The organism is Isosphaeraceae bacterium EP7 (assembly GCA_038400315.1).
GTDB lineage: Bacteria > Planctomycetota > Planctomycetia > Isosphaerales > Isosphaeraceae > EP7.
Genome location: CP151667.1, coordinates 2,770,258 through 2,795,430, shown reverse-complemented (window position 1 = coordinate 2,795,430; position 25,173 = coordinate 2,770,258). Strand labels below are relative to the sequence as shown.

Below are 25,173 nucleotides of genomic sequence, written 5' to 3'. Positions count from 1 at the left end.
CCTCAGATCAACGGCCGTCCGGTCGCCTGGGCCTGAGGGCCGAATCCGCCGGCAACGCCACGCGAAACTCGATCGGGCCGGCCGAGTTCGCGTCGATCTTGAGGTCCCCGCCCCGCTCCCGAAAGTGGCCCTCCTCGACCGAGAGAATCATCGGCTTCGCGGGCAGGGTGCTGAATCGGAAGTGGCCATTGGCGTCAGTCTTCCCTTCAACCTTGGAGGACCAAACAACGCCGGTTTCGAGCTCCTGGAGCCGCGCGCTCAGGCCGGCCCCGGGGATGGGCCAGCCCGTCGCGGCGTCGAGGACGCGGCCCTCGATGATTCGCCCTCGCGCCAGCTTGATCTCGACGGGCGGGCCGCCAGCGACCACGGTGGCCCGGGTGCCCTGGTAGTCGCGTAGGGGTACGACATCGACGACATAAGGTCCCAACCCGGGATTCAAGCCCGAGAAGCGGAAACGGCCCTCGCGGTCCGTCGTCGTCGGACTGCTGAACAGGGAGCCAGACTTCGATTGTTCGAAGTCGACGCTGACGTTGATTCCGGCGAGGGGTTTGCCATCCGGGGCGACGATCCGGCCTGTCACGTCGGAGGTCGCGGCGAGCTTTATATCGACTTTGACCGTGGCCACACGCCCATCGAGCCTGATCGGCGGGCTATCCACCTGATTCGCATTCCGGCCCGCGGTCAAGACGTAGGTCTTGCCGAATGGCAGCGGGCCGAGGAAGTAGCGGGACTCAGCTCCCTCCTGAAACTGGTATTGTCCGCGGACCCAACCTGCCGAACCCGGTGCATCGGTCGATTTGTAGATCAGGTACGTATACCGATCCGCCGGGGTCCCGTCGGAGTTGAAGACCTGTCCGACGATCGCCCCCGCCGGCGAGGCCTGGACCTTGAGGCTTAACGGTTTATCCCCGGAGTTAATTGAGAGGGATTGGCTCGGGAACCAATAGCCCTTGACGGACCTCGCGTCGAAGTTGACCTGGCAATCGATCGGCACTTCGACGCTCACCTCGCCCTCGACCAGAGTCTCGTCAAATTGGCCGGGGCCGGGCTGATCCAATCCACTGCGCCCGATGAACTGGCCGACGATCGATCCCGTGACGGGATCTGAGGAGTCCGTTCCGATAAGGCGGATGATCAGCTTGCGAGTGGGGATCTTTCCAAGGGGCCGAGTCAAGTCGATGACCGCGGCTGTCTCGGTCTCTGTGACTTCGAGGCGAAGGACGTGGTCGCCGGCATGGATCACGACCTCGCCCGGCAAAACATCCTCGACCACGAACTGTCCACCATCGCCAACCGGCTCGACCAGGATCCTGTCCACGATAAAACCATCGTCGTACCGGGTCAGCCGCCGCTGCTCCTCAGTCCCATTCTGGAGGATGGTCACGACCGGCTTGCCGAGCCTTTTTATGAGCGCGTCCAGAGACCCCCTGATCGCCCCCCGGATCGATCGCCTCGGCCCGATGACGAATCTGACATCCTCCTGGCCAGCCCTCACGTCGGTCAGCAGGCCACGACCATACAGATCGGTCGTCACCAGCATCCCGTAGCTCGTCTCATCCTCAAGCTCTCGCAGTTCGAATCGGCCGTCGGCACCGGTGGTCGCCATCGTGTCCCGTCCATGGGCGAAACTGCTTTGATTCACAGTCGATGCGGAGAAGACTCCCAGGCGAGCCCCGGCAACCGGCGTTCCGTCGGGGGCGACAACCAGCCCCCTGGCGGGCTTCGTCCGGTATTTGACCAGGGTTAACGTGGTCGGCTCGCCCGGTTTCAAGCGGACTCTCACCTCGGACGCCCGGCGATATCCCGGAGCTTTGGCAGATAGGCGATAGACGCGGTCGGATGCATGCTCGACCGTGGCGAAGCCCTCGGCATCGGTCGTCAGGCCGTCGGGGCCGCCCCATCGACCCTCGGGAAAGTTGACGTTAAGTTCGTCGACGATCAAGCTCCCCTTGATCTTCACGCCGGCGGCGGGCACACCCATCTCGTCGATCACGCGGATTCGCGCCTTGAATCCGGGCTGAAACATGACATTCACATTCTCGATGACTTCATCGGGCCCCACCTCGATGGGGTCCGTTACGGCGGGGGCGTATCCCTCGGGGAAGAAGATCAGCCAATTCCGGCCGCCGAGCACGTCCATCGAGAAATTCGCCGGCTGGGGCTTGCCCGGCATGCCGCCCCCAAGATTGCTCGCCGGATTCAGGATGGCCGCCCAGCTCTCGATCGGCGGTCCCGCCCAGGGCGACCCGTCGGGGTTTCGCAGCGTCCCCCGGATGGTCCCATGCGTCACGGGTTCATCGGGAGGAATCGCGGTATATTGGGCCCTGGCCCGCTCGATCTTCTCGATCCGTTCTGGCGTGGGAATGATCTTCGAGAATGCCAGGGAGCCCAGCTTCAAGGCGATCAGCAGCAGCGGGCAGCCCACGAGCAGCAGGGCCAGGCCGGCCCAGGAGAGCTGGAGCCTTGGCGCCTCGGACGGCCTGAGGATGCGGACGATGCGTCCGAGCAGGGACGATGAACCGTCTCGGCCTGTCCAGGCCAGGGCCGCGTTCGGGATCGAACGATGCTCTCGCAATCGCTCGGCCCAGGCGGCCAGGGCCCGTGAATAATCGAGCGGGCGGCCCAGCAGAGTCACGGCCATCGCGTCGCAGCAGGCCTCTCGCTCTTGCCGGGCCTGGCGGCCCAGCCACCAGACGGCCGGGTTGAAGAAGAGGAGCGACTCGACGCACATCTGCGCCAGGTTCCAGGCGAAATCGTGCCGGCGGATGTGCGCCAGCTCGTGGGCCAGGATGGCCTGGAGGGCGTCTGGGTCCAGGCCCGTCATCAGCGAGAGTGGCAGCAGCAAGGTCGGCCGGAGCAGGCCGAGCACGGCGGGGCCGAATCTGGATCTCGTGACGACCACGCGGATGGGGCGACGGATACCCCAGCCCTGGCGGATCCGGTCGACCGCGTCGAGGAGCGCGGCGTCGTCCGCCGTCGGTCCTTTCCCCAGGCGCATCGCCGATGCGGTCGCGGCGGCGGCCCTGGTCAGCATCAGGGCGACACCGGCCAGCCAGCCCGCGGCGGCCAGGCCGACCCACTCGGGAGAGAGTTCGACGATGGCCGGAGAGGTGTCCGGCAGCGAGGCGGATACGGATGGTGCGGGACGAGCCCCGAGGTTGATTCGGGACGGAATGCTGATGGCTTGCGTCGGGCGCGGATCCTTCCGGGCGGGCTCCACGGAGAGGATGGACCAGGTGAGCAGCCAGGCCACGACGACGCCGAACTGGGCGGCCAACGCCAGCGTGTAGCGGGCGTTGCCGCGGCTCGCGGGCAGGCGTCTGAGCGCGAGAACGAGCAGCAAAGCCAGCAGGCCCCCCTGCCAGAGCGTGTGCAGCAAGGCCACGATCAGGGGGCGCCAGGCCGGCGAGTCGAAGGCGATGGGGAGCCCAAGGTGCATCGGCCGTCCTCCGGGGTGCGGGCTGCGTTTTCCTCGGCTTCGCGGATCACGTCGCGGATCTTCGCCAGCTCATCCTCGCCGGGGGGGGCCGAGTCCAGCAGGCATTGCAGCGCACGCGCGGGGCTGCCGCCGAAGACGTTGCGCATCAGGTCGACCATCAAGGGACGCAGGACCTGCCCCCGCGGCTCGATCGGGCTGTAGATGTTGGCCTGCCCCTGCTGCGTGTGACCTGCTAACCCCTTCTTCTCCAGCATCTGCATCACCGACAGGATCGTCGTGTAAGCCCGATCCTTGCCGTCGGGCATCGCCTCCATCACTTCCCGCACCGTCGACGGCCCCCGCTCCCAGAGCACCGCCAGGACCTGCAACTCCAGCTCCGAAGGTCGCGCCAATGCCATCATTGAATCTCCCATTTGAACACGAAATTCGGAGTGGGCCGTCGCCCGCGACCAGCCCCCCCGACACGCGGACCACCGGCCCCGGAGCTTTCCCCTTCAGCAGCGGAATCATCCCTCCCAGGCACTTCATCCGCATGCTTCACACAAGCATGGCACCTAGTCTACTGGATCTCTAGTGGATACTAGGAGTGCAGTGGGACGGGGTCCAGGGAATTACCAACGAAATTTCGAGCACCGACCACCCGAGGCCAAATAAGCTCAGTGACTCGTACAAAACAATGGACACAACTCTTCTTTCTGGTGAGAGTTATGGATTGGGGGGCTCCTGCCTGAAAAAAGCCTGTCGGCAATGTCGGGGGGTTTTCGTTAGGAAAGAGAAGGATCAGACTCCATCGAAGGGGCCTGCAAGCCCTTGGGCCCTCTCAGGAGCCGTCTGGGCCCGACACGACGTCCGCGATGGATGCGCACCAAGGAAGTCCGGATCGGCCCCACATGCGATTCCAACGCGATCGACAGCACGCCAGGACGGTCGGTGCGGACGCGACGGGCGAATCGAGCCTGCCGAGGCGGCGGCCCTCGCTGCGGCCGGCGATCGAGGCGCTGGAAGGTCGCTTGCTGCTCGACGCGGCCGAATCCACCCTGTACGTACCCGAACCGCCGCCCAAACCGGTCGCGGCGGAGGTGGACGCGTCGGACCCTGGCGTCGAGAATTCCTCGGGCTCGTCGGAACTGCCCCCTTACGCCATGCTGCTGACCTTCCACGACGGCAACGTCGGGGTGCTTCAGCCGGGGAGCCTTGAGGGCCTCCCCTGGCCGGACGGCGGTGCGGTCATGGCCCTGATCCGCGATCGTCCCTGGTTCGATGACCTCGAGCCCTCCCTGGCCTCCAGTCGTCCCACCCCGCCCGCGTTCGTCGGGCCTGTCGCCCTGCCTGCCTCGGGGATCGCGGCGGCGTCGGAGGGGACGACGATCGTCTGGGAACGCGACGGCGACAATGACTCGTCGCTGACCGGCCAGATCCTGCCCAGCTTCGCCAGCACCATGGTCCTGGGCAGCATGCGCGGCGAGGATCGGACCGACTTCTATCAGGTCCAGGTCGCGTCGAGCGTCTCGTCGGTGCATATCCAGCTCGGCCGGATTGGGCCGCAACTCTCCGCCGCATCGGTGATCGCCGTGTTCGACTCGGAGGGCAACGAGCTCGGCCGTCGCCCGCTCTTCGGTGATGGGCCGATCACGGAGATGGACCTGAGCGAATTCCTCAAGGCGGCCGGCCCCCATCTCAACATCGGTATCATCCGCCCCGCCTTTTCCGACGACGCCGAGGCCGACACCATGGCCGGCGGCGTCGGCGATTTCTACCCGGCCGATCCCGGCAACTCGGGCGGGGAGTTTGGCCACGGCGCAGGGGCGAACCAGGGCCTGCTGGCCGACTATTTCATGCACGTTGACGTGCACTCCGACTCCACGCTCAACGTGCCCCCGGACCCTGTCTCGCCGACCATTCCCGGTCTGCCCGAAGCTCCGAAGGGCGGGAACACCACCGCCCCGTCGGGCCTCATCACCCCGTCCACGCCCCCCTCCGATACGTCGGGCGTCTCATCCCAGGTCCCCCAGCAGCTGACGGACTCGGCCACCCTGGCGATCGTGCTCGGACCGCAGCCGGCGATGACCGGCCCCCTGCCCGCCCTGGCCGCCGCCCCGATGGGCGGGGCCTTCGGCGATGGCAGCCCCACCCGCGCCATCGACGCCCGCGAGACGGTCCGCGTCGACCTGGCCCTGGTTGCCCTCGGGCAAGACTCGGGCGGAGATGCCGAGGTCGTCGAAGGCTCGCCGGATGCCCTCGGTGATGTCGACGACCTCTGCGACCAGGACGCCGGCCTTTCGTCGATTCGAGGGACCGGCGGATTTCCCCTGCTGGCCTCGGGCCGGGCGGGGGGCCGGGGCCGGGACAACGGCTCGCCGCGGATCGATCTGATCGCCGAATCCACCATCGAACAATCGACAACCGAATCTGATCCGGGCCAGGTCGCCCCCGCAGAGGCAGAGACGCACCGAGCGATCGAGGGCGTCCATCGTCGCCACGGCCTGGTCCGCAGGGTCTCCGCATTGATCGGCCTTCAAGCCGCCGCCACCCTGAGCTTCGGCCTGATGTTCCCCGACCTGGGCGAGCACTTGAGAGTCCTTCGCCTGCGCCGGCTCGTCCGGCGTCGGACCAGGCCCGCCGAAGCTTGAGCCTCGTTTGTCAAAATGTCAGTCGCACGACGATGCAAACCGAGCAACTTGGCAGGATTTCCACCGCGTCAGGGTCGTCTTCGATGAGATAAAGGCTTGGTGTTGGACAAGTTGTGGCGATCGTTTCGGAGTGGCTTGAATTTTGCATATTGATTTCATTTCTATTTGGTCGCGTCAAAAGTTGACGCCAGGCCGGCCACGTTGCCGTCGAGAAAACGAACCCAACGCGGTGTCGGCGCCTCTCCTCTCTATGGGCCGCAGCTTCCATGGAATCCAAAGAACAGTTCTCCTTCCAGGCCGAGATCAAGCAACTCCTGCACCTGCTGTCGCACTCGCTCTACCAGAGTCGTGAGATTGCGCTTCGTGAGCTGATCTCCAACGCCTCGGACGCCCTGGACAAGCGCCGGTACGCCGCGCTGACCGACACGGCCGGGCGCGACGACGAGCCCCTGCGCATCAGCCTGGAACCCGACGCCGAGGCCCGCCGCCTGGTCCTGCGGGACAACGGGATCGGCATGACGCGCGACGACCTCGTCAACAACCTGGGCACCATCGCCCGCAGCGGCTCGCGCGAGTTCCTCAAGGGGCTGGCCGAAAAGGCCAAGGCGGGCGAGGGCAAGCCCGCCGAGCTGTCGCTGATCGGCCAGTTCGGCGTCGGCTTCTACTCCGCCTTCATGATCGCCGACAACGTGACCGTCCGCAGCAAAGTCGCCGTCGAGTCGGCCGCCTGGGAGTGGGAGTCCGACGGCTCGGGCACCTTCACCGTCACCGAGGTCGACGGCGCCGACATCCCGCGCGGCACGTCGATCACCCTTCACTTGAAGGAAGACGCCAAGGAGTTCACCGAGGACTGGAAGCTCAAGTCGATCGTCCGCAAGTATTCCAGCTTCGTCCCCTACCCGATCGAGGTGGCCGGCGAGCTGGTCAATGATCAGAAGCCGATCTGGGTCGAGCCTCGCAACCAGGTCACGGCCGAGCAGTACTTGCAGTTCTACCGCCACCTGACGCACCATGCCGAGGAAACGCCCCTCTGGCACTTGCACCTGTCGGTCGACTCCCCTATCCAGTTCCGCTCGATCCTCTACTGCCCGCCGACGAACTTCGAGACGATGGGCTTCGGCAAGCCCGAGGAAGGCCTGAGCCTGCTGGCCAGGCGCGTGCTGGTGCAGGACCATTGTCGCGACCTGCTGCCCGACTTCCTCCGCTTCATCCGCGGCCTGGTCGACTCCGAAGACCTCCCCCTGAACGTCTCGCGCGAGACCTTGCAGGACAACACGGTCATCCGCCGGATCCGCGGCGTCCTGGTCAAGAGCGTCTTCGACCGCCTGACCAAGATGGCCGAGGAGACGCCCGAAGACTACCTCGCCTTCTACCAGCAGTTCGGCACGATCCTCCGCGAAGGGGTCCGCGACTTCGAGCACCGCGACCGCGTGGGCAAGCTCCTGCGTTACCGGTCGTCGCACACCGTCGAGGGCGGACCTGACGCGGTCACGTCGCTGGACGCCTACATCGGCCGGATGCCCGAGGGGCAGTCGCACATCTACTATCTGAGCGCCCCCGACCTCGCCTCCCTGCGCAAGAGCCCCAACCTGGAGATCTTCCGCAAGCGAGGCGTCGAGGTGCTCTACCTCACCGACCCGGTCGACGAGTTCGTCCTGGCCTCGCTGGGCGCCTACGCCGGCAAGACCCTTACCCCGACCGACGCCGCCGAGCTGGACCTTCCCGGCGAGGACGCGGCCAAGTCGGAAAACGAACCCAAGCCCGAAGACACCGCCGGCCTGCCCCGGGTCCTGACCCTCTTCCGCGAGGCCCTGGGCGCCCGCGTGCAGGACGTCCGCGAGTCGAAGCGGCTGACCGACAGCCCCTGCTGCCTGGTCAACGCCGACGGCGCGATGTCGACCCAGATGCAGCGCATCCTCAAGATGAATGACGCCAGCTTCCAGGCGGGTGGCCGGATCCTGGAGATCAACCCCGGCGCCCCCCTCATCCGCCGCCTGTCGATGCTCGGCTCCAGCCACACGCATGACGATTTCATCAAGCAATGCGGCCTCCAGCTCTGGTCGAATGCGCTCTTGCTTGAAGGGGTGGTCACAGAGCCCGAGGACACGGTGGCCCGCGTGCAGTCGATGCTGGAGCAGGCCGCCGAGGCAAAATCCCCCCTGATCCTCTGACCGTTCGGCGATGTCGCGCCGTAACAAGGTGACAAAGGGGGAGATGCCATGACGATCGAGCGTCGGAAATTCTTCAAAGGGGCCGCGGCGTCCTTGCTTGGCCTCGGCCTGGCCGGGGGCGCCTACCCGTTCCTGGAAGCCAGGTGGTGCCGGGTGACCCGGGTGCGCGTGCCGTTGCGGAACCTTCCTGCGGCCTTCGAAGGCACGACGCTGGCCCACCTCACCGACATCCACCACGGGCCCAACGTCTCGATCGAGTATGTCCGCCACGTCGTCGACATGACCAACGCCTTGAAGCCGGACCTGGTGATGCTGACCGGCGACTTCGTCCACCGGGGGCACCCGCACATCGAGCCCGTGGCCGGCGAGCTGGCCCGTCTTCGCGCCGGGATGGGCAAGTTCGCCGTCCTGGGCAACCATGACCACTGGGGCAATCCCGCCGACATGCGTGCGGCCCTGGTGAGCGCGGGCGTCACGCTCGCCGAGAACCGGGGAGAATGGATCGAGCGGGGCTGTAACCGGCTGCGAGTGGCGGGCGTCGGCGATCTCTGGGAAGATCGCCAGGATCCGGCCTCGGCCTTGGGCGACGCCGACGAGGGCGATGCGACGATCCTGATGTCGCATAACCCGGATTACGCCGAATACCTGACCGACCGCCGCGTCGGCTTGATGCTCAGCGGCCACACCCACGGCGGGCAGATTCGCGTGCCCGGCTACGGCGCCCCGATCCTTCCCTCTCGGTTCGGCCAGAAGTACGCCCAGGGGCTCGTCGAAGGCCCGGCCTGCCCGGTGTACGTCAGCCGGGGGGTCGGCACCGCGGGGCCCCCGGCGCGGTTCTTCTGCCGGCCGGAAGTGGTCCACATCACCCTGACGAGTTCCGCATGACCCCGCACGCGACGCCCGCCCCGGACTCCTCGCCGAGCCCTTCGCCCTTCGGTCCGGGCGGCGACGACGCCGACGAGCTGGACGCCGTCATCCATCTGGCCTTCGCCTTCGACATCGGCTACGAGATCGACCTGGAGCGTGCCCGCGCCGTGATGCCGGGCGAGTCGGGCTCGCTGGCCCGTCGCCGCCGGACCCCCGAGTCGATCCGCTACCGCCCCGCCCCGCTGCGGGCCACCGTCGACGTCGCCGGCCTCGCCCTTCCGGGCGGTGTGGTCCTGACCAGGCCGGCGCAGGGCGAGCTGTCGATCTTCGACTTCGGCGCCATCTCGCTGATGGTCCGCTTCCCGGTCCGCCTGACCCCCGCCGGGCTCCTGGAGCTTGCCGGTCAGCTGGCCGACTCGGGCCCCTTGAACTCGGCCGCCAGGCTCGTCGTCTCCCCCTGGGTCGAGCGGCTCAAGCCCGTCGTCTTCGGCTTCGAGGTCAGCGACCTGAGCGAGGAATACATCGTCTTCCAGCTCCCCGACGCCCGCGCCGAATGGATCGCCGACCACGCCGCCTGGGTCGCCGGCCTGGTCCGGCTCGAGCCCGGCATCATGAGCCGCACCGAGATCGCCGAGGCCACCCGCCTGAGCCTGGCCTACACCCCCGATGACCTCGTCCTGCTCGACTGGGCGGCCGGGTTCATCGCCGACCGCGACTGCGCCGAGACCCTGCAGGTCATCGAGTTCGCCAACGTCCAGCTGCTGGAATTTCGCCACATCGACGACCGCCTCGACGATCGCCTTGAGGGGGCCTATCGCCTGATCCGCCCCGGCCGCCCGGCGCGCCGGTGGGCCCCCAACTGGCGAACTCATTCGGACGCAGTGCGCAGCGTGCGCGAGCTGGAGATCGAGGCCACCAGCCTCTTCGAGCGGGCCGACAACGCGCTCAAGCTGATCGGCGACCAGTACCTCTCCAGGGTCTTCGACATCGCCTCGGCCCGCTTCCACCTCGACGAGTGGCAGCAGTCGATCCGCCGCAAGCTCGACACCGTCGGCGACGTCTTCGACCTCCTCGTTCAGCAGGCCGGCGGAACCCGCGGAGAGGTCCTGGAGCTCGTCGTCATCCTCCTGATCACCGTCGAGGTCGTCATGGCCTTCGTCCGCCACTGACCCCCTTGGCGACACGCCCCAGCCAGGCGGGGGCGTGTCGCCCAGCCCTGCTCAGACCTTGATGTGAATCTTGTTCCGATCCAGATAAGCGACGAACGAGATACTCACCGTCATGAAGATGACCAGGGCCGTCAGGACCCACCAGAGGGGCGAATCCTTGGGCACGATCTGGAGCATCCCGTGCTCGATCAGGTGGTGCAGAACATACGCCGCGAGCGCGTTCTGGCCCAGGATCCGGAACACGTCCAGGCGGCGGCCCATCAGGTCGACGCCCACGATGAACAGGCCGTAGAGCGTCATCGCGAACCCGCCGGCGAACAGCGTGAACGACGGGCCGACCATCCGCTTGCCCATCATCCAGTAGTTGATCGGCCTCTGCGACCAGTGCGGAGGCTCGACGAACGGCGGCTCGGCCAGCAGGTCGGACCAGGGCCGGCCGCTCATCTTCTCCAGCGGCAGCCAGACCGGGGAATCGGCATACTCGGGGGCCGAGTACTTCCCTTCGGCGTCGGGCGCGGTGTCATAAAGCCGCGTCAGGCAGGAGATCCCGTATCCGACGGCCATCAGCAGCAGGCCCCAGGCGAGGAGCCGAGGGAAGGCTCCCCGAGATCCTCGCCTGGCCAGCGCGTCGTAGGTCAGGGTGCCCAGCAGCATCGGCACCGCCCAGCCCAGCAGGCCGAAGAAACCACCGTCCCAAGCACGGGCCTTCTCCACGCCCCAGAAATTGCTCACGAAGTTGGGCCGGCCGTTGACGAAGTCCCAGTTGAACAGGTAGGTGATCGTCGCGTGACCCACCAGGCAGGCGACGATGGCGCCGACCCGCACCCGCCAACCGGCCGCCACCACCGGGAGCAGCAGGATCTGCGTCGCGCCGATGATCGCCAGGGTTTCCCAGAGGTTCGCCTTCAGGAGCTTGGCGAAGAAGTCGAACACGCCCCCGGAGGTCATCTCAGACCAGGAATCGAACTTGCCGTCGAAGCCGAAGACGGCCAGCGAGATGAGGATCAGCCCCAGGCTGCGCTTGATCACGTGGGCATATGCGGCGCCCGTGCCCACCTGCTCGATGCGCCTCAGCGTCGTCAGGCGATACGACACGCCGCAGACGTACATGAAGCTGGGCATGATCGAATCAGCATAGCTGAAGAACGTGTTGTTGTGCTTGAAGTTGGCGTGCACCGCGGCCAGGCCGCCCAGGAAGTTGACGAGGAACATCCCGAAGACGGTGTAGCCGCGGAACTGGTCGAGCGACTCGATCCGGCCGGCGAAGCCCGACTGCGGGGCCCTTGGCGCCGCCTCGGATCCGTCGGCGGCGGTCGGTCGGTCCTGGGTGATCCGGCTCATGGTCTTGGATCCGTGGTGTGTTCCCGGCCGTCCAGCGGCCGGGGTGTGTCCGAGCCTTCCGTCAGCAGGTAGCCGCGACCGGCCTCCAGCCTGCCGATCCGATCCAGCCGGCCCGAGGGCCAGCGTACCTCCGCCGAGTCGGCATGGTCGGCTGCGCCCAGGCCGAAGTGCAGCCTCGGGTCGTCGGCCGACTGATAGCTCCCTCCGCCAATCCGGGCCGCGACCAGAGTCCGGTCGCCCACCCGGACACTGACCCTCGCGCCCACGCCGTCGCGGTTCGACTTCACACCGCGCAGGGCCAGCGTGATCGACCGGTTCGCTCCCCCGTTATTGTGCAGGTAGACCGCCGGCTCATCCTGGCAGACGAGGACCGCGTCGATAGATCCGTCGTTGTCCAGGTCGCCGGCGGCAAGCCCTCGCGCAATGTGAGGGACGGAAAACGGCGCACCGGACGCGGCGCCGGGGGCGAGCAACGTCCCTCGAGGAGTCCCTAGAAGCAGCTGCGCGGGCATCTTCCAGGGGAACTGGGGGCGGCCGTCGAAGACGTGGCCGTTGGCCTGCATCAGGTCGAGATGCCCGTCGTTGTTGACGTCGGGCAGGGCCAGGCCGAAGCCGAGCACGAACCGGGTGGGGGCGGCAAGGCCCAGGGCCGAGGTCCGGTCGGCGAACAGGCCCCCGCCCAGGTTCTGATAGAAGGTGGTCGACTCGTTGTAGAAGTTGGTCACCGCCAGGTCGAGGATCCCGTCGCCGTCCAGGTCGCCGCAGGCCACGCCCATCCCCGCCTTGAAGCCGCCGCTGGCCGACGACGCCAGGCCCGATGCGACGGCGGACTCTTCGAACTTCAACCCGCCCAGGTTGCGCCAGAAGTAGTTGGCCGTGGTGTCATTGGCCACGAACAGGTCCGTCTTGCCGTCGTCGTCCAGGTCGGCCGCCAGCACGCCGAGGCCTCGGCCGTCGTCGTCGACGAGGCCCGCCTCGGCGGTCACGTCGACGAACTTCGACCCGTCGTTGCGAAACAGGTGATCGGCCAGCGCCGGGAAGTCGCGCGGGTTGCAGGCGTAGACCGACGGGTCGTTCGGGTCCGAGCATGGCAGGGTCGAATTCTCGTCCCACTTAAGGTAGTGGCAAACATAGAGATCCAGGTCGCCGTCCCCGTCCAGGTCCGCGAACGCCGCCGAGGTCGGCCAGTCCCGGTCCCCGCCCAGCCCAAGCCTGGCGGTGGCGTCCTCGAACGTGCCGTCTCCCTTGTTGCGATAGAGGGCATACGACCGCCAGCGTGTGATGAACAGGTCGGCATGCCCGTCATTGTCGTAGTCGGCCACCGCGACCCCGTGCCCGTAGCCGCGAGGCATCGCCTCGATGCCCGACCGCGCGGTGGCGTCCTCGAACGTGCCGTCCCCCTTGTTGCGGAACAGGCGATCTCCGCCCGATGGGCCGGTCGTCCCCGAGGGGAAGGTGCCGCCTTGCACGAGATAGACGTCCAGGTGGCCGTCCGCGTCGTAGTCGATCAGGCCGACTCCCCCCGAGGACGTCACCGGCGGGATCAGACCGCGCCCCGTGGAGCCGCTGATCTGGCCGAATCTCAGGCCCGCACGTTCGGCCTCGTCCTCGAATCGGGCCGGCTGGACCACATCCGCGACGACCTCGACGGACTTCGCCCGCTCCAGCATCGACAGCAGCGGGCCGGTCGAGACCGCAGGGGACCCCTTGAACTTCGAGAGGTCGAGCGGGCGGCCTTCGGCGACGGCCTGCCAGCAGGCGAGATCCAGGGCCCGGCCGAGCTTCGAGGCCAGCCGGCCCAGCGTGACGGCCTGCTCCTTCGAGGCGGGATCCAGGCCGGGCGCCGCCAGGGCGTCGGCGTATTCCCGACCCGTCCGATCGAGGTCGGCCTTGCGCGTCCGGATCTTCGCAGCCTCGTCGGGCCGCCCCGCCTGATCTTCCAACTCGGCCAGTCGATCGAGCGACCGCGCCTCGACCGGCCCGGCGGCGACCTGGGCCCTGAGCGCGTCGGCCTCCGCGGCACGGTCGCCCTGGCTCGCCGCGATCCAGGCTCGCAACCGAGCCTGGTCCCTCGGTTCCAGGCTCGTCAGGCGACCCAGGGCCCGCTTCGCTAGTTCGGGCCGATTGGCGGCGACGGCCAGGTCGAGACTTGCCTTCAGCGTGGGCGGGTCGTCGGGGGCGCGGGCCAGGTTCGCGTCGAGGAGCCGCGTCGCCTCGTCGAAGTCGCCGGTCAGGATCGCGAGCCTGGCCCGGCCCAGCCGGACGCGGTCGTCGTCGGGGGCTCGGGCGGCCGAGCGATCGAAATAGCGGCGGGCCCCCTCGATCGGGAATGGGAGGATGTCCTGCGTGTGCAGCAACTTCGCCAGGCTCGTCGGGTCGGTCGAGGCGTCGACGCCGTCGAGGTCGACGCGGCGGGCCTCATCCTCGCGCCCTTCCAGGCGCAACAGTCTGGCCAGGGCGTTGCGGCCCTGGTCCCGGAACGTGCCGGGGAGGTCGATCGCCTTGCGGAACAGCTCTTCGGCAGCGGCGAGTCGGCCGGCTTCCTGCTCGACCTGGCCGGAGCGGAAGGAGGCTTCGCTGGCCTGCGGGGTGTCGGCCCCGATGCGGGACCAGGCGGCAAGCGCCGCGGGCGGCTTGCCCCGGGCCTGCTCGCAGTAGCCCAGCAGGAGGAACAGCTCGGGGTCATCGGAGCCGCCGTCGGCCAACCCGTTCAATGTCTGGCGGGCCATGGCGAACCGGCCGTCGTCCATGGCCTTGCGAGCCTCGGCAAGGTCGGCGCGGAAGGCGCGATCTCGGCGAGATGAGACCCAGACGCCGGCGACGGTCAGGCCGACCAGCGTCAGGAGTGTTGTCGCGATCAGGGTGCGTGTTCGGGCGCGGGTCGTCATCTTCGGCGTGGCCCGCGGGGTCTCGACGGTCGATTCGACGTCCAAGCAAGCCGCCCGCGTACCCTTCAAGATTGGGTACACGGGCAGTCGCGTGAGGAGACCCGCCGAGGGGACCGTGAGGTGCCCCTCGGCGTGAGTGCGTCGGATCAGAACGCGTCGGCGCTGACGATCTCGCCGCCGTTGCGGGTGGAGAGGGCCTGATACACGCCGTAGGTCTGGCCGTTCAGGTTGTAAGGCGTCTCGGCGCCCGAGGGGATGCCGATGGCCAGGGGCTTCCAGGAGTTGATCGTGTCCTTGATGAACCGGACCGACCCGTCGCACATGGCGAAGTTACAGCCGCCGGGGTGGAAGCTGGTCGAGGTGTTGGAGATGTTCTCGCCGCGGGGGAAGTAGTAGACGCCGACCGCGCGGGACTGGGTCCAGCTCTTGAAATAGTTGGGCGGGAAGAACGTCGAGAACGTCGTGTCCCCATAGTCGCCCGAGGACCACCAGTTGGGGCCGTCGGGCCCGTCGGTGTTGCCCATGGCATTGCGGCCGTAGGAATGCTCACCGTAGAGGATGGTGTTGCTCGTGCCGTCGGTGATGCCCGAGAGCCGGGTCGGCGAGACGCTGGTGCCCGTGTCGCCGTAGGCGGCGGCGCCGATGTAGGAGAAGATGCCGTTCATCTGCGGCAGCAGGGTGCCGGTTCCGGACCAGCCGCTATTGCCGCGGTTCGGATGGTAGATGAGCGGGCCGGTGTTGGCACCGTAGCTGCTGTAGCACATCGGCTGCGGCGCTTCATCCCAGCCGTCGTCCTTGTTGCCCGGGTAACGACGAGTGACGTTGATGTCGCTGGGGCACCACAGGGCGGTCAGGCCTATCGCATTGACCGTGCTGTTCGGCGCCAGATACATCTGCAGGGATGAGTTCAGGGCGTTGTAGACCTGGCCCTGCTCGATGAACTGGGTCAATGCCACGAAGGGCCCGAAATTCTGGCGGATGTAGTTGCCGTTATAGTTGCGGCCCTTGTGGTCGCCCATGGGGAACGAGCCGACGCTCGACTCATAATTGTGGGTCGCCAACCCGAGTTGCTTCAGGTTGTTGACGCACTGCATGCGCCGAGCGGCCTCTCGCGCCGACTGGACGGCGGGCAGCAGCAGTGCGATCAGCACCGCGATGATGGAAATCACGACCAGCAGCTCGATCAGGGTGAACCCCCGAACGGCCTTGCTCCGCGTCTCATGGACCGGCATGGCGGACGTCTCCGAGTTTTTGAGGATCTGCGTACGAGAGATGAATGGCGACGGACGGAGGAATGACGGGTGGACCGATCGGACTCCGACGATCGGTCCGGCGGAGACGATTAATTGTCTGTCTTGCCCTGGGCTTCTGCGGCCCGGCGAGCCCGCTTCTGAAGTGGGCTGAGGTTCTCGAGCGGGACCGGTTTGGGAGGGGTCTTCGGCGTCGTGATGTACTGCTCCGAGAGGTCGATCTTCCCGCCGTCGTTCTCCGCCGATCCGCAACCTCCGAGCATAAGAGTGCCTACGACCGCGAGGGTCGCCGCGAGGGTGACGTTTGCACGTCTCACGAGAGTCATCTCCTGGCAATGGAGTTCGGGGTCCAGGCGCGGACCCCCACACTCACGTCCCGCCGGCCGACTTAAGCGCGTACGATCGCCCGATCGTGGCGCTGTCGAGCACCGATTCAAATTCGAGTCTGGTAAACGAATCTGGCGGTGGCCTCAGACAAGTCGAGGCCGAGGAACGTGGCGATAGATCTGTGACGATAAAACCAATCTCATCAGACGTCAATACCCTCGTCGGGCCTCGGCGGGAATTCGCGATCGTGTTGCAAAAACGCATCAACGAATGTCATCGGAGCGGATAGCATAGGCGTTTTCCGCCCCCCCGACGGCAGCCCCATCTCAGGATTTTTCGACGAGGCCGGGGCGACGGCGACGACGGCCCGTGTTGCACTGGCTCCCCCCCATATTCTATAACGGAGCCCACCCCCGGGGCCTGACACGCGGCCGAATCGCGGAATGGTCGGCGAGCCGGGCGGCCGGGGGTGTCCGTTTGAGGACGTTCCGAGGCCGTCCGCCGTGAGGCCCGGTCAGGTCGAGGTCGGCAACAGGGGCGGCGGTGGAGCGGCTTGATGACGGTGGCACCGACGACTCAGGGCGAGACTTTGGAACGAGCGCTTGCCCGCGTGCGCGCCGGATTCGTCGCGGTCGAACGCCCGGGCGGCCCCGAGTTCGTCGAGGTCGACTGGCCGGCCGGGCTCGCCGCAACCCTTGACGGCGATAGGGTCCTGGGCCTCGTTCCCCCCTGCCCGCTAGAGAACCTGGGCGATTCCGCCTTCCTCCGCGAGCATGGCCTGCGCTTTGCGATGGTCTCGGGCGCGATGGCCAACGGGATCGGCTCGACCGAGATCGTCGAGGCGATGGGCCGCGGCGGGATGCTCGGCATCTTCGGCGCGGCCGGCCTGCCCGTCCCGGCCGTCGAGGCCGCCATCGACCGGCTCGAGCACAACCTCGACGCCTCCGTGCCGCGCGGGTTCAACTTGATCCACAGCCCGGGCGAGCCGACGCTTGAGGCCGCGGTCGTCGACCTCTACCTCAGGCGCAACATCCGGCTCGTGGAAGCCAGCGCCTATCTCGACCTGACGCTCCCGGTGGTCCGCTACCGGGTGGCGGGCCTGCGGCGCGACGCCTCGGGGCGCGTGGTCGCTCCCAACAAGGTGATCGCCAAAGTCTCGCGGGTCGAGGTCGCCACCAAGTTTCTGGCGCCGCCGCCGCCGAAGCTGCTGGCGGAGCTTGTGAATCGCGGGGACATCACGGCCGAGCAGGCGGCGATGGCGGCCGAGATTCCGATGGCCGCCGACATCACGGCCGAGGCCGACTCGGGGGGGCACACCGACAACCAGCCCGCGATCGTCCTGCTGCCCACGATGCTCGCCCTGCGGGACCGGATCCAGGCCCAGCACGGCTACGCGCAGGTCCCGCGCATCGGCGCGGCCGGCGGGATCTCGACCCCCTGGTCGGCTGCGGGTGCCCTGGCGATGGGGGCCGCCTATCTCGTCATCGGTAGCGTCAGCCAGTCGTGCGTGGAGTCGGGCACGTCCGACGCCGTCCGCACGATGCTCGCCGAGGCCCGCCAGGCCGACATCGCCATGGCGCCGGCCGCCGATATGTTCGAGATGGGCATCAAGCTCCAGGTGCTCAAGCGGGGCACCCTCTTCGCCATGCGGGCGGCCAAGCTGTATGAGGCCTATCGCGCGTACGACTCGATCGAGGCGATCCCGGCCGCCGAGCGGGCGACGCTGGAGAAGACGATCTTCCGGCTGCCGCTGGACGCCGTCTGGGTCCAGACCAAGGCCTTCTTCGCCGTGCGCGACCCGTCGCAGGTGGAGCGGGCCGATCGCGACCCCCGGCACAAGATGGCGCTGGTCTTCCGCTGGTATCTGGGCCAGTCGTCGCATTGGGCCAACGCCGGCGACGCCTCCCGCGCGGTCGACTACCAGGTCTGGTGCGGGCCCGCGATGGCCGCGTTCAACGACTGGGTGCGCGGGACCTGGCTGGAGGCGCCCGCCGCCCGGCGGATCTTGCCGGCCTCCCTGAATATCCTCCACGGCGCGGCGGTCTTGCAGCGGGCACGGTCGCTGGCCGCGCAGGGCCTGGCGCCGCCGACTGGCACGCCGAGGCTGGTCCCGCTTGAACCGGCCGATCTGGATCCGTTGATCCTGCCCTGAGTCAACCCCGCACGCCGCCCGCCGCATCGCCTGAGCCAGCCCCACGCGTAAGGACTCGAACCCTTGAATCCGGCCGAATCAACCCCCCAGGTCCCGGTGGCGATCATCGGCATGGGCTGCCTGTTCCCCGGGGCCGGCGACCTGTCGAGCTACTGGGCGAACATCCGCAACCGGGTCGACGCCATCACCGAGGTCCCCCCCTCGCACTGGCGGCCTGAGGACTACTTCGACGCCGACCCCAAGTCGCCCGACAAGACCTACGCCCATCGCGGCGGCTTCCTCTCGCCGGTCGACTTCCCCGCGCTCGAGTTCGGGATTGCGCCCGCGAACCTGGATGCGACCGACACCACCCAGCTCCTCGGCCTGTACGCCGCGAGGCGGGCGCTGGACGACGCCGGGTATGGCGCGGGGCGCGAGTTCGACCGTGCCCGGGTCAGCGTGATCCTGGGCGTCACGGGCGCCCTGGAGCTGGTGATCCCGCTGGGCGCCCGCCTCGGCCACCCGCTCTGGCGCAAGGCCCTGAAGGACTCGGGGGTCGACGAGGCGACGGCGCAGGAAGTGGTCGAGCGGATCGGCGAGGGCTACGTCGGCTGGCAGGAGAACTCGTTCCCGGGCCTGCTGGGCAACGTGGCCGCCGGCCGGATCGCCAACCGGCTCGACCTGCACGGCACCAACTGCGTCATCGACGCGGCCTGCGCCAGCTCCCACGGCGCGGTGCACCTGTCGATGCTGGAGCTGGCCTCGGGCCGCACCGACCTGGCCGTGTCGGGCGGGCTCGACACGTTCAATGACATCTTCATGTATATGTGCTTCAGCAAGACCCCGGCCATGTCGCCCACCGGCGACGCCCGCCCGTTCGACGCCGGCTGCGACGGCACGATCCTGGGCGAAGGGCTGGGCGTGGTCGTCTTGAAGCGGCTGGCCGATGCCAAACGCGACGGCGACCGGATCTACGCGGTGATCCGGGGGATGGGCACGTCGTCCGACGGCAAGGGCGGGGCCGTCTACGCGCCGGTCGCCGCCGGTCAGAGTCGGGCGCTGCGGCGTGCCTATGAAGAGGCCGGGATCAGCCCCGAGACGGTCGAGCTGGTCGAGGCCCACGGCACGGGGACCAAGGTGGGCGACGCCATCGAGCTGTCGGCGCTGGCCTCCGTGTACCGCGAGGCGAAGGACGACGCCACCTGGTGCGCCCTGGGCTCGGTGAAGTCGCAGATCGGCCACACCAAGGCGGCGGCGGGCTCGGCGGGGATCATCAAGGCGGCGCTGGCGCTGCACCACAAGGTGCTCCCCCCCACGGCCAAGGTCACACGTCCGCTGGCCGACGCCCTGCCGGGCGCGTCCCCCTTCTACGTGAACACCGAGGCCCGCCCCTGGATGCCCCGCGAGGGCCACCCGCGACGCGCGGCCGTCAGCGCCTTCGGCTTCGGCGGCAGCAATTTCCACTGCGTGATGGAAGAGGCCGATCCCGATCACGCCGAGGTCGCCTGGGACGGCGGCGTCCAGCTTCTGGCCTTCTCGGCGCCCACCCGCGAGGCCCTGGGCTCACTCCTGGAGATCTGGCCGCTCGGCCTTGAAGGCGACGCCCTGCGTGTTCAGGCCGCTCGCGCCCGCGCCTCGTTCAAGCCCGACGCCCCGGTCCGGCTGGCGATCGCGGCCACCCCCGCCGACCTGCCTCGTGCCTTCGAGGCCGGCCGCAAGCTGCTGGCCGGTCCCGCCCGCAAGGGCCTGTCCGTCGCCCCCGAGGGGGCCTACCTGGGCGAAGGGAAGCCCGGCAAGCTGGCGATGCTCTTCCCCGGTCAGGGGGCGCAATACGTCGGCATGGCCCGCGAGCTGGCCTGCCTCTTCCCCGAGATGGCCCGCGTCCTCGACCTGGGCGACCGGACGATCGGCGGCCCCGACCGGCTCTCCGACGCGATCTACCCCCAGCCCGCCTTCGACGACGATGGCCGAGCCGCCCATGACAGGGCCCTGCGTGCCACCGAGACCGCGCAGCCGGCGCTGGGGGCGATCAGCCTGGGGATGCTCGCCATCCTCGACCGCTTCGGCGTGAAGGCCGACGCCGCGGCCGGGCACAGTTATGGCGAGCTGCCCGCGCTGCATGCCGCCGGCCGGATCTCGGCCGAGGCCCTCTTCGCCCTCTCCCGCAAGCGCGGCGAACTGATGGCCGAGGCCGGCAATGCCGACGCGGGCGAGGGCGATTCGGGCGCGATGCTCGCGGTGCTCGGCCCGCTCGCCGAGGTCGAGGCGGTGCTGGCCCGCGAGCGGCTCGACGTGGTGGTGGCCAACAAGAACGGACCCAAGCAGGCGGTGCTCTCGGGCCCGGCGTCGGCCATCGCGCGGGCGGCCCGGCTGTTCGAGGCGAGCAAGATCGCCACCCGCCCGCTGGCCGTGGCGGCGGCCTTCCATAGCCGGTTCGTCGCCGCCGCCAGCCTGCCGTTCCGCCTGGCCATCGACGCGGTGAAATTGGCCCCGGCGTTGCTGCCCGTCTTCGCCAACTCGACCGCCGCGGAGTACCCGGCCGACCCCGCCGAGGCCCGCGCCCTGCTCGCCGATCAACTCGCCCGGCCCGTCGAGTTCGTGGCCCAGATCCGCGCGATGGCCGGCCTGGGGATCACCACGTTCGTCGAGGTCGGCCCCGGCGCCGTCCTGACCGGCCTGGTCTCGGCGATCCTGGAGACAACCGACCACGCGGCGCTCGCCCTCGACGCCAGCAAGGGAGCCCGCGGCGGCCTGCTCGACCTGTCCCGGACGCTCGCCGGCCTGGCCGCGCTGGGCCATCCGCTCAAGCTCGACCGCTGGGATGAGCCGGCCAACGCCCTGGCCGCCGCCCCGCCCAGGCCCGCCGGCCTGACCGTCAAGGTGAGTGGCGCCAACGCGACCGCCAAGCCCAGTAAGCGGCCGCCCACCCCGCCGAAAAAACAGGCCCCGCCTGTCCAGGCCCCTATCCCTGCCGTACCAATTCAGGCCCCGGCCGCACGGGCAGTCTTGACCCCGCCCGGCCCCCTGCCCGTCCACGCCCCGAACGTCACGCCGCAGGCCCCACCCCGGGGCGTCGCACAACCAGGGCCGGCCTCTACCAATGGCCGAGGCCACTTCACCTCCGACGACACCATGACTCATCGCGACACCCCGGCGGCCCCCGCCCCGCCCGCACGCCAGGCCACGTCGGCCGACCCGGCCGTTGCCGGACTCCTGGGCCAGGCTTTGCGCGATGCGCAGGCGAACCTGGTGGGGCTGCAACGCCTCAACGAGCAGACCGCCGGGCTGCATCGCCAGTTCCTCGAAGGGCAAGAGACGGCCCAGCGCACCTTGCAAACCCTGCTCGGTCAGCAGCAGGCCCTGGCCCTCGCTTCCCTCGGCCTGGCCACCGGCACGCCTACCCACGCACCCCTTCGTCCCGCCCCGACCCCCGCGCCGCAGCAGGCGATCGCACGGCCCGCCCCCGCGCCGGCCCCGATCGCGCCAAAGTTCGAGGCGCCCCGACCGGCTCCCGTCGCGACCAGGGCCCCGGCCCCCGCACACGTCGAGGCACCCCGCCCCGCGCCTGTCGCCCCGCGTTCTGCGGCCGTCGCTCCTCAGCCCGCCGCGCCGGCCGGCATGGGCCGCGATGCGATTGAGCGGGCTTTGCTGGAAGTCGTCGCGGAGAAGACGGGGTATCCGGTCGACGTTCTTGAGCCGTCGATGGAGCTGGATGCCGACCTCGGCATCGACTCGATCAAGCGCGTCGAGATCCTCTCCGCCATCCAGGAGAAGCTGCCCGAGGCGGGCGTGATCGGCTCGGAGCACGTCGGCTCGCTGCGGACGCTCGGCCAGATCATCGACCACCTCGTCGCCGATCTCGCCTCGTCGGCCCCCGCCGAAACTCCCGCCGCCCCCTCCGCGACCTCGGCATCCTCGTCGTCGATCCTCTCCGTCCTAATGGAGGTCGTCGCCGAGAAGACGGGGTATCCGGTCGACGTTCTTGAGCCGACGATGGAACTGGACGCCGACCTGGGCATCGACTCGATCAAGCGCGTCGAGATCCTCTCGGCGCTGCAAGAACGCCTGCCCGAAGCGGGGGCCATCGGCTCCGAGCACGTCGGCTCGCTGCGGACCCTGGGCCAGATTGTCGAGCATCTCGCCTCGACCCTTCCCGCCACGGCGTCCCCGGTGTCCGCACCCGTCCAGGCCCCCACACCTTCGGGGAATCATGCCGCGACGATTCGAGCGGCCCTGATGGCCGTGGTTGCCGAGAAGACGGGGTATCCGGCCGACGTGCTTGAGCCGTCGATGGAGCTTGATGCCGACCTGGGCATCGACTCGATCAAGCGCGTCGAGATCCTCTCGGCGCTGCAAGAACGCCTGCCCGATGCCGCCGCGATCGGCTCGGAGCATGTTGGCTCGCTGCGGACCCTGGAGCAGATCGTCGAGTTCCTGGTCGGCAGCCCGACCGCGGACGAGACGCCGGCGCCAGTCGCCGCCGAGGCTGCCAGGCCGGTCGAAGTCGCGGTCTCGGGCCCCGCGATCGAGCGGTTTCTTCCCACGGTTGCCCGGATCGCCGCCGGCGAACGGAGGTCCCTTCGATCGGGCTCCGACTTCGGCGTGATGGACGACGGCTCGCCGCTGGCCGCCTCCCTGGTGCGCCGGCTCGAAGCCCGAGGGCTCCGGTCCAGGCTGGTCCGCCCCGGGTCGGTCGGCGAGGTCGAGGGCCTGATCTTGCTCGCGGGCGAGTCCGACGACGACACGGCCGCGATCAAGGATGCATTCCGCCTGATGCGTGAGGCCGGCCCCTCGCTCCGCCAGACCGGCGGCGTGCTGGCCTCCGTCTGCCATCTCGATGGCGCCTTCGGGTTCGGGCCGGGCGGCCTGGAATCGGGGCGTGGCGGGGCGCTCGCCGGCCTGGTCAAGACGGCCGCCCGCGAATGGCCCGACGTCCGCGTCCGCGCGATCGACGCCGCGCATGACCTGGGATCGGACGACGAGGTTGCCGAGGCCATCGTCGACGAGCTGACGCTGGACGGACCCGTCGAGGTCGGCCTGTCCTCGGCCGGCCGGTCGGCCCTCGACCTGATCGCGGCCCCGCTGTCCGTCGAGGCCGGGGCCTCGATGCCCCTGGAAGCCGGCGATGTGGTGGTCGTCTCGGGTGGTGCTCGAGGCGTCACGGCCGAGGTGGCCCTGGCGTTTGCCGTGGCTTGCCGGCCCACGATCGTGGTCATCGGCCGGAGCGCCGCCCCCGAGGCCGAGCCCGAATGGCTGGCCGGGTTGGCCGACGAGCCCGCCATCAAGCGGGCCATGCTGGCCAGGGCCGAGGGCAAGGCCGACCTCAGGCAGGTGGGCGAGGAGGTCCGCGCGATCCTGGCCAATCGCGAGGTTTCCGCCAACCTCGACCGGATCCGCCGAGCCGGCTCGGAGGCGGCCTACTACGCGGCCGATGTCCGCGACTCCGCCGCCGTGGCCTCGATCCTGGACGACGTCCGATCCAGGTTCGGCCCCGTCCGAGCCTTGATCCACGGGGCCGGCGTCCTGGCCGATCGCGCGATCGTCGACCAGACGGACGACCAGTTCGCCCGCGTCTACGACACCAAGGTCCAGGGGCTGAACGCCCTGCTGGATGCGACCCGGGGCGACGACCTGAAGGTGCTCGTCGTCTTCTCGTCGACCACCGCCCGCCTCGGCCGGACCGGACAGGTCGCGTATGCCGCGGCGAATGAGTCGCTCAACAAGCTGGCCCGCGTCGAGCAGTGGCGTCGCCCCTCCTGCCGCGTGGTCTCGGCCAACTGGGGCCCCTGGGACGGCGGCATGGTCACGCCGGCCTTGAAGGGGGTCTTCTCCGCCGAGGGGGTCGCTCTGATCCCGCTCGAAGCAGGGTCGGCCTATCTGGTGGATGAGCTGCGATCGGCCGCCCCCCGGCCCGTCGAGGTCGTCATCCTGGGGCCCGGCTCGGCCCCGCCGACCACGCCGCTGCGGCCCGAGATCGAGGCCACGCCCGCGACCTCCGAGGCGCCGGCCATCGAGCCTGCGCCGGCGACGGCCGCGGGGATGGCGGCGGTCTTCGAGCGGCCGGTGAGCGTGCAGGCGATCCCGATCCTGGATGCCCACGTCCTCGACGGCCGGCCGGTCCTGCCGATGGCCCTGGTCATGGAATGGCTCGTCCAGGGGGCCATGCACCGGCATCCCGGCCTGGGGCTGCATGGGGTGGATGAGTTCCGGCTCTTGAAGGGGGTCATCCTCCGCGACGACCGGCCCGAGACCGTCCGTGTGCTCGCCGGCAAGGCGATCCGCAAGGACGGGCTCTCGATCGTGCCGACCGAGCTGCGCGGCAGGCTGGCCGACGGCCGCGAGGTGCTGCACGCCCGCGCCGAGGTAGTGCTGGGCGACCGCGCCCCGCTGCCCGGCCCGGCCGGCCCCCTGCCCGCGGGCAAGCCCACCGCCTGGACCGCTCGGACGCTCTACCGCGACGTCCTGTTCCACGGCACCGAGCTGCAAGGGATCCAGCAGATCGACGCCTGCAACGAGGCCGGCGCCGTGGCCCGGTCGTCGACCTCGCCGGCCCCCTCGGAGTGGCTCGACAAGCCGCTGCGGACCGCCTGGGTGACCGACCCCCTGGCCCTGGACTGTGCCTTCCAGCTGATGATCCTCTGGAGCCACGAGCTGCGAGGGGCTGCCAGCCTGCCGACGGTGGTCGGCCGTTACCGCCAGTTCCGCAAGGCGTTCCCGCCCGATGGCGTGACCCTTGTCGCCCGCGTCACCCGGTCGTCGGCCCACGGCGCGACCGCCGACATCGACTTCCTCGACGGCGCCGGCGAGCCGGTCGCCCGGATCGAAGGATACGAGTGCGTCATCGACGCCTCGCTCCAGAACGCATTCCGCAAGAACCGCCCCGCGCGGCTCGACGCCCGCTAGAACGGCCCACTTCCCCGGGGAAAACGGGGGGCCGGCTCCGAGGCGAGACGCGGCCCC

Annotated in this window: 12 protein-coding genes; 6 read left to right on the top strand and 6 right to left on the bottom strand. The window is 69.0% G+C overall.

Translation table 11 applies throughout. The features are described from left to right. Positions 1 to 7: 7 nt before the first annotated feature. Positions 8 to 3,439, bottom strand: coding sequence for a carboxypeptidase regulatory-like domain-containing protein (locus EP7_RS10610; RefSeq protein WP_463527825.1), 3,432 nt, complete (start codon positions 3,437 to 3,439; stop codon positions 8 to 10). Then, the gene (locus EP7_RS10605) at positions 3,388 to 3,837 is read right to left on the bottom strand and encodes a BlaI/MecI/CopY family transcriptional regulator (RefSeq protein WP_463527824.1); all 450 of its coding nucleotides are present in this window, start codon (positions 3,835 to 3,837) and stop codon (positions 3,388 to 3,390) included. The genes EP7_RS10610 and EP7_RS10605 overlap by 52 nt, the downstream gene beginning before the upstream one ends. Positions 3,838 to 4,329: 492 nt before the next feature. On the opposite strand from EP7_RS10605, the gene EP7_RS10600 reads away from it, so the two are divergent. From EP7_RS10600 to EP7_RS10585, 4 genes are all read left to right on the top strand, one after another. Beyond that, positions 4,330 to 6,069 (top strand): hypothetical protein, encoded by a 1,740-nt coding sequence (locus tag EP7_RS10600; RefSeq protein WP_463527823.1) that lies wholly within the window; start codon positions 4,330 to 4,332, stop codon positions 6,067 to 6,069. 266 nt (positions 6,070 to 6,335) lie between these two features. Beyond that, positions 6,336 to 8,240 (top strand): molecular chaperone HtpG, encoded by a 1,905-nt coding sequence (gene htpG, locus EP7_RS10595; RefSeq protein WP_463527822.1) that lies wholly within the window; start codon positions 6,336 to 6,338, stop codon positions 8,238 to 8,240. A 48-nt stretch (positions 8,241 to 8,288) separates the two neighbouring features. Continuing rightward, on the top strand, positions 8,289 to 9,125 hold the full coding sequence (locus EP7_RS10590) for a metallophosphoesterase (RefSeq protein ID WP_463527821.1): 837 nt from the start codon (positions 8,289 to 8,291) through the stop codon (positions 9,123 to 9,125). Continuing rightward, entirely contained in the window at positions 9,122 to 10,276 is a 1,155-nt protein-coding gene (locus EP7_RS10585) for a hypothetical protein (protein ID WP_463527820.1), read from the top strand. The genes EP7_RS10590 and EP7_RS10585 overlap by 4 nt, the downstream gene beginning before the upstream one ends. Positions 10,277 to 10,327: 51 nt before the next feature. Here EP7_RS10585 and EP7_RS10580 read toward each other — a convergent pair whose 3' ends face one another. The 4 genes from EP7_RS10580 to EP7_RS10565 form a co-directional block, all read right to left on the bottom strand. Further along, complete coding sequence (locus EP7_RS10580; protein WP_463527819.1) at positions 10,328 to 11,617, bottom strand: heparan-alpha-glucosaminide N-acetyltransferase domain-containing protein; 1,290 nt, start codon at positions 11,615 to 11,617, stop codon at positions 10,328 to 10,330. After that, positions 11,614 to 14,550: a CRTAC1 family protein gene (locus EP7_RS10575; protein ID WP_463527818.1), complete on the bottom strand. Its 2,937-nt coding sequence runs from the start codon at positions 14,548 to 14,550 to the stop codon at positions 11,614 to 11,616. Before EP7_RS10575 ends, EP7_RS10580 begins: the two co-directional genes overlap by 4 nt. Before the next feature lie 101 nt (positions 14,551 to 14,651). Further along, positions 14,652 to 15,737: a DUF1559 family PulG-like putative transporter gene (locus EP7_RS10570; RefSeq protein ID WP_463527817.1), complete on the bottom strand. Its 1,086-nt coding sequence runs from the start codon at positions 15,735 to 15,737 to the stop codon at positions 14,652 to 14,654. Between the two features lie 110 nt (positions 15,738 to 15,847). Further along, the gene (locus EP7_RS10565; RefSeq protein ID WP_463527816.1) at positions 15,848 to 16,072 is read right to left on the bottom strand and encodes a hypothetical protein; all 225 of its coding nucleotides are present in this window, start codon (positions 16,070 to 16,072) and stop codon (positions 15,848 to 15,850) included. A 566-nt stretch (positions 16,073 to 16,638) separates the two neighbouring features. Between EP7_RS10565 and EP7_RS10560 the strand changes: the two genes are divergently transcribed. Further along, positions 16,639 to 18,234 (top strand): PfaD family polyunsaturated fatty acid/polyketide biosynthesis protein, encoded by a 1,596-nt coding sequence (locus tag EP7_RS10560; protein WP_463527815.1) that lies wholly within the window; start codon positions 16,639 to 16,641, stop codon positions 18,232 to 18,234. A 63-nt stretch (positions 18,235 to 18,297) separates the two neighbouring features. Continuing rightward, entirely contained in the window at positions 18,298 to 25,116 is a 6,819-nt protein-coding gene (locus EP7_RS10555; protein ID WP_463527814.1) for an SDR family NAD(P)-dependent oxidoreductase, read from the top strand. The last annotated feature ends 57 nt before the right edge of the window (positions 25,117 to 25,173 follow it).

Excerpts from the sequence above, each read along its gene's own strand:
- EP7_RS10610 (WP_463527825.1), bottom strand. The coding sequence starts at position 3,439 with ATGCACCTTGGGCTCCCCATCGCCTTCGACTCGCCGGCCTGGCGCCCC.
- EP7_RS10605 (WP_463527824.1), bottom strand. The coding sequence starts at position 3,837 with ATGGCATTGGCGCGACCTTCGGAGCTGGAGTTGCAGGTCCTGGCGGTG.
- EP7_RS10600 (WP_463527823.1), top strand. The coding sequence starts at position 4,330 with ATGCGATTCCAACGCGATCGACAGCACGCCAGGACGGTCGGTGCGGAC.
- htpG (WP_463527822.1), top strand. The coding sequence starts at position 6,336 with ATGGAATCCAAAGAACAGTTCTCCTTCCAGGCCGAGATCAAGCAACTC.
- EP7_RS10590 (WP_463527821.1), top strand. The coding sequence starts at position 8,289 with ATGACGATCGAGCGTCGGAAATTCTTCAAAGGGGCCGCGGCGTCCTTG.
- EP7_RS10585 (WP_463527820.1), top strand. The coding sequence starts at position 9,122 with ATGACCCCGCACGCGACGCCCGCCCCGGACTCCTCGCCGAGCCCTTCG.
- EP7_RS10580 (WP_463527819.1), bottom strand. The coding sequence starts at position 11,617 with ATGAGCCGGATCACCCAGGACCGACCGACCGCCGCCGACGGATCCGAG.
- EP7_RS10570 (WP_463527817.1), bottom strand. The coding sequence starts at position 15,737 with ATGCCGGTCCATGAGACGCGGAGCAAGGCCGTTCGGGGGTTCACCCTG.
- EP7_RS10560 (WP_463527815.1), top strand. The coding sequence starts at position 16,639 with ATGACGGTGGCACCGACGACTCAGGGCGAGACTTTGGAACGAGCGCTT.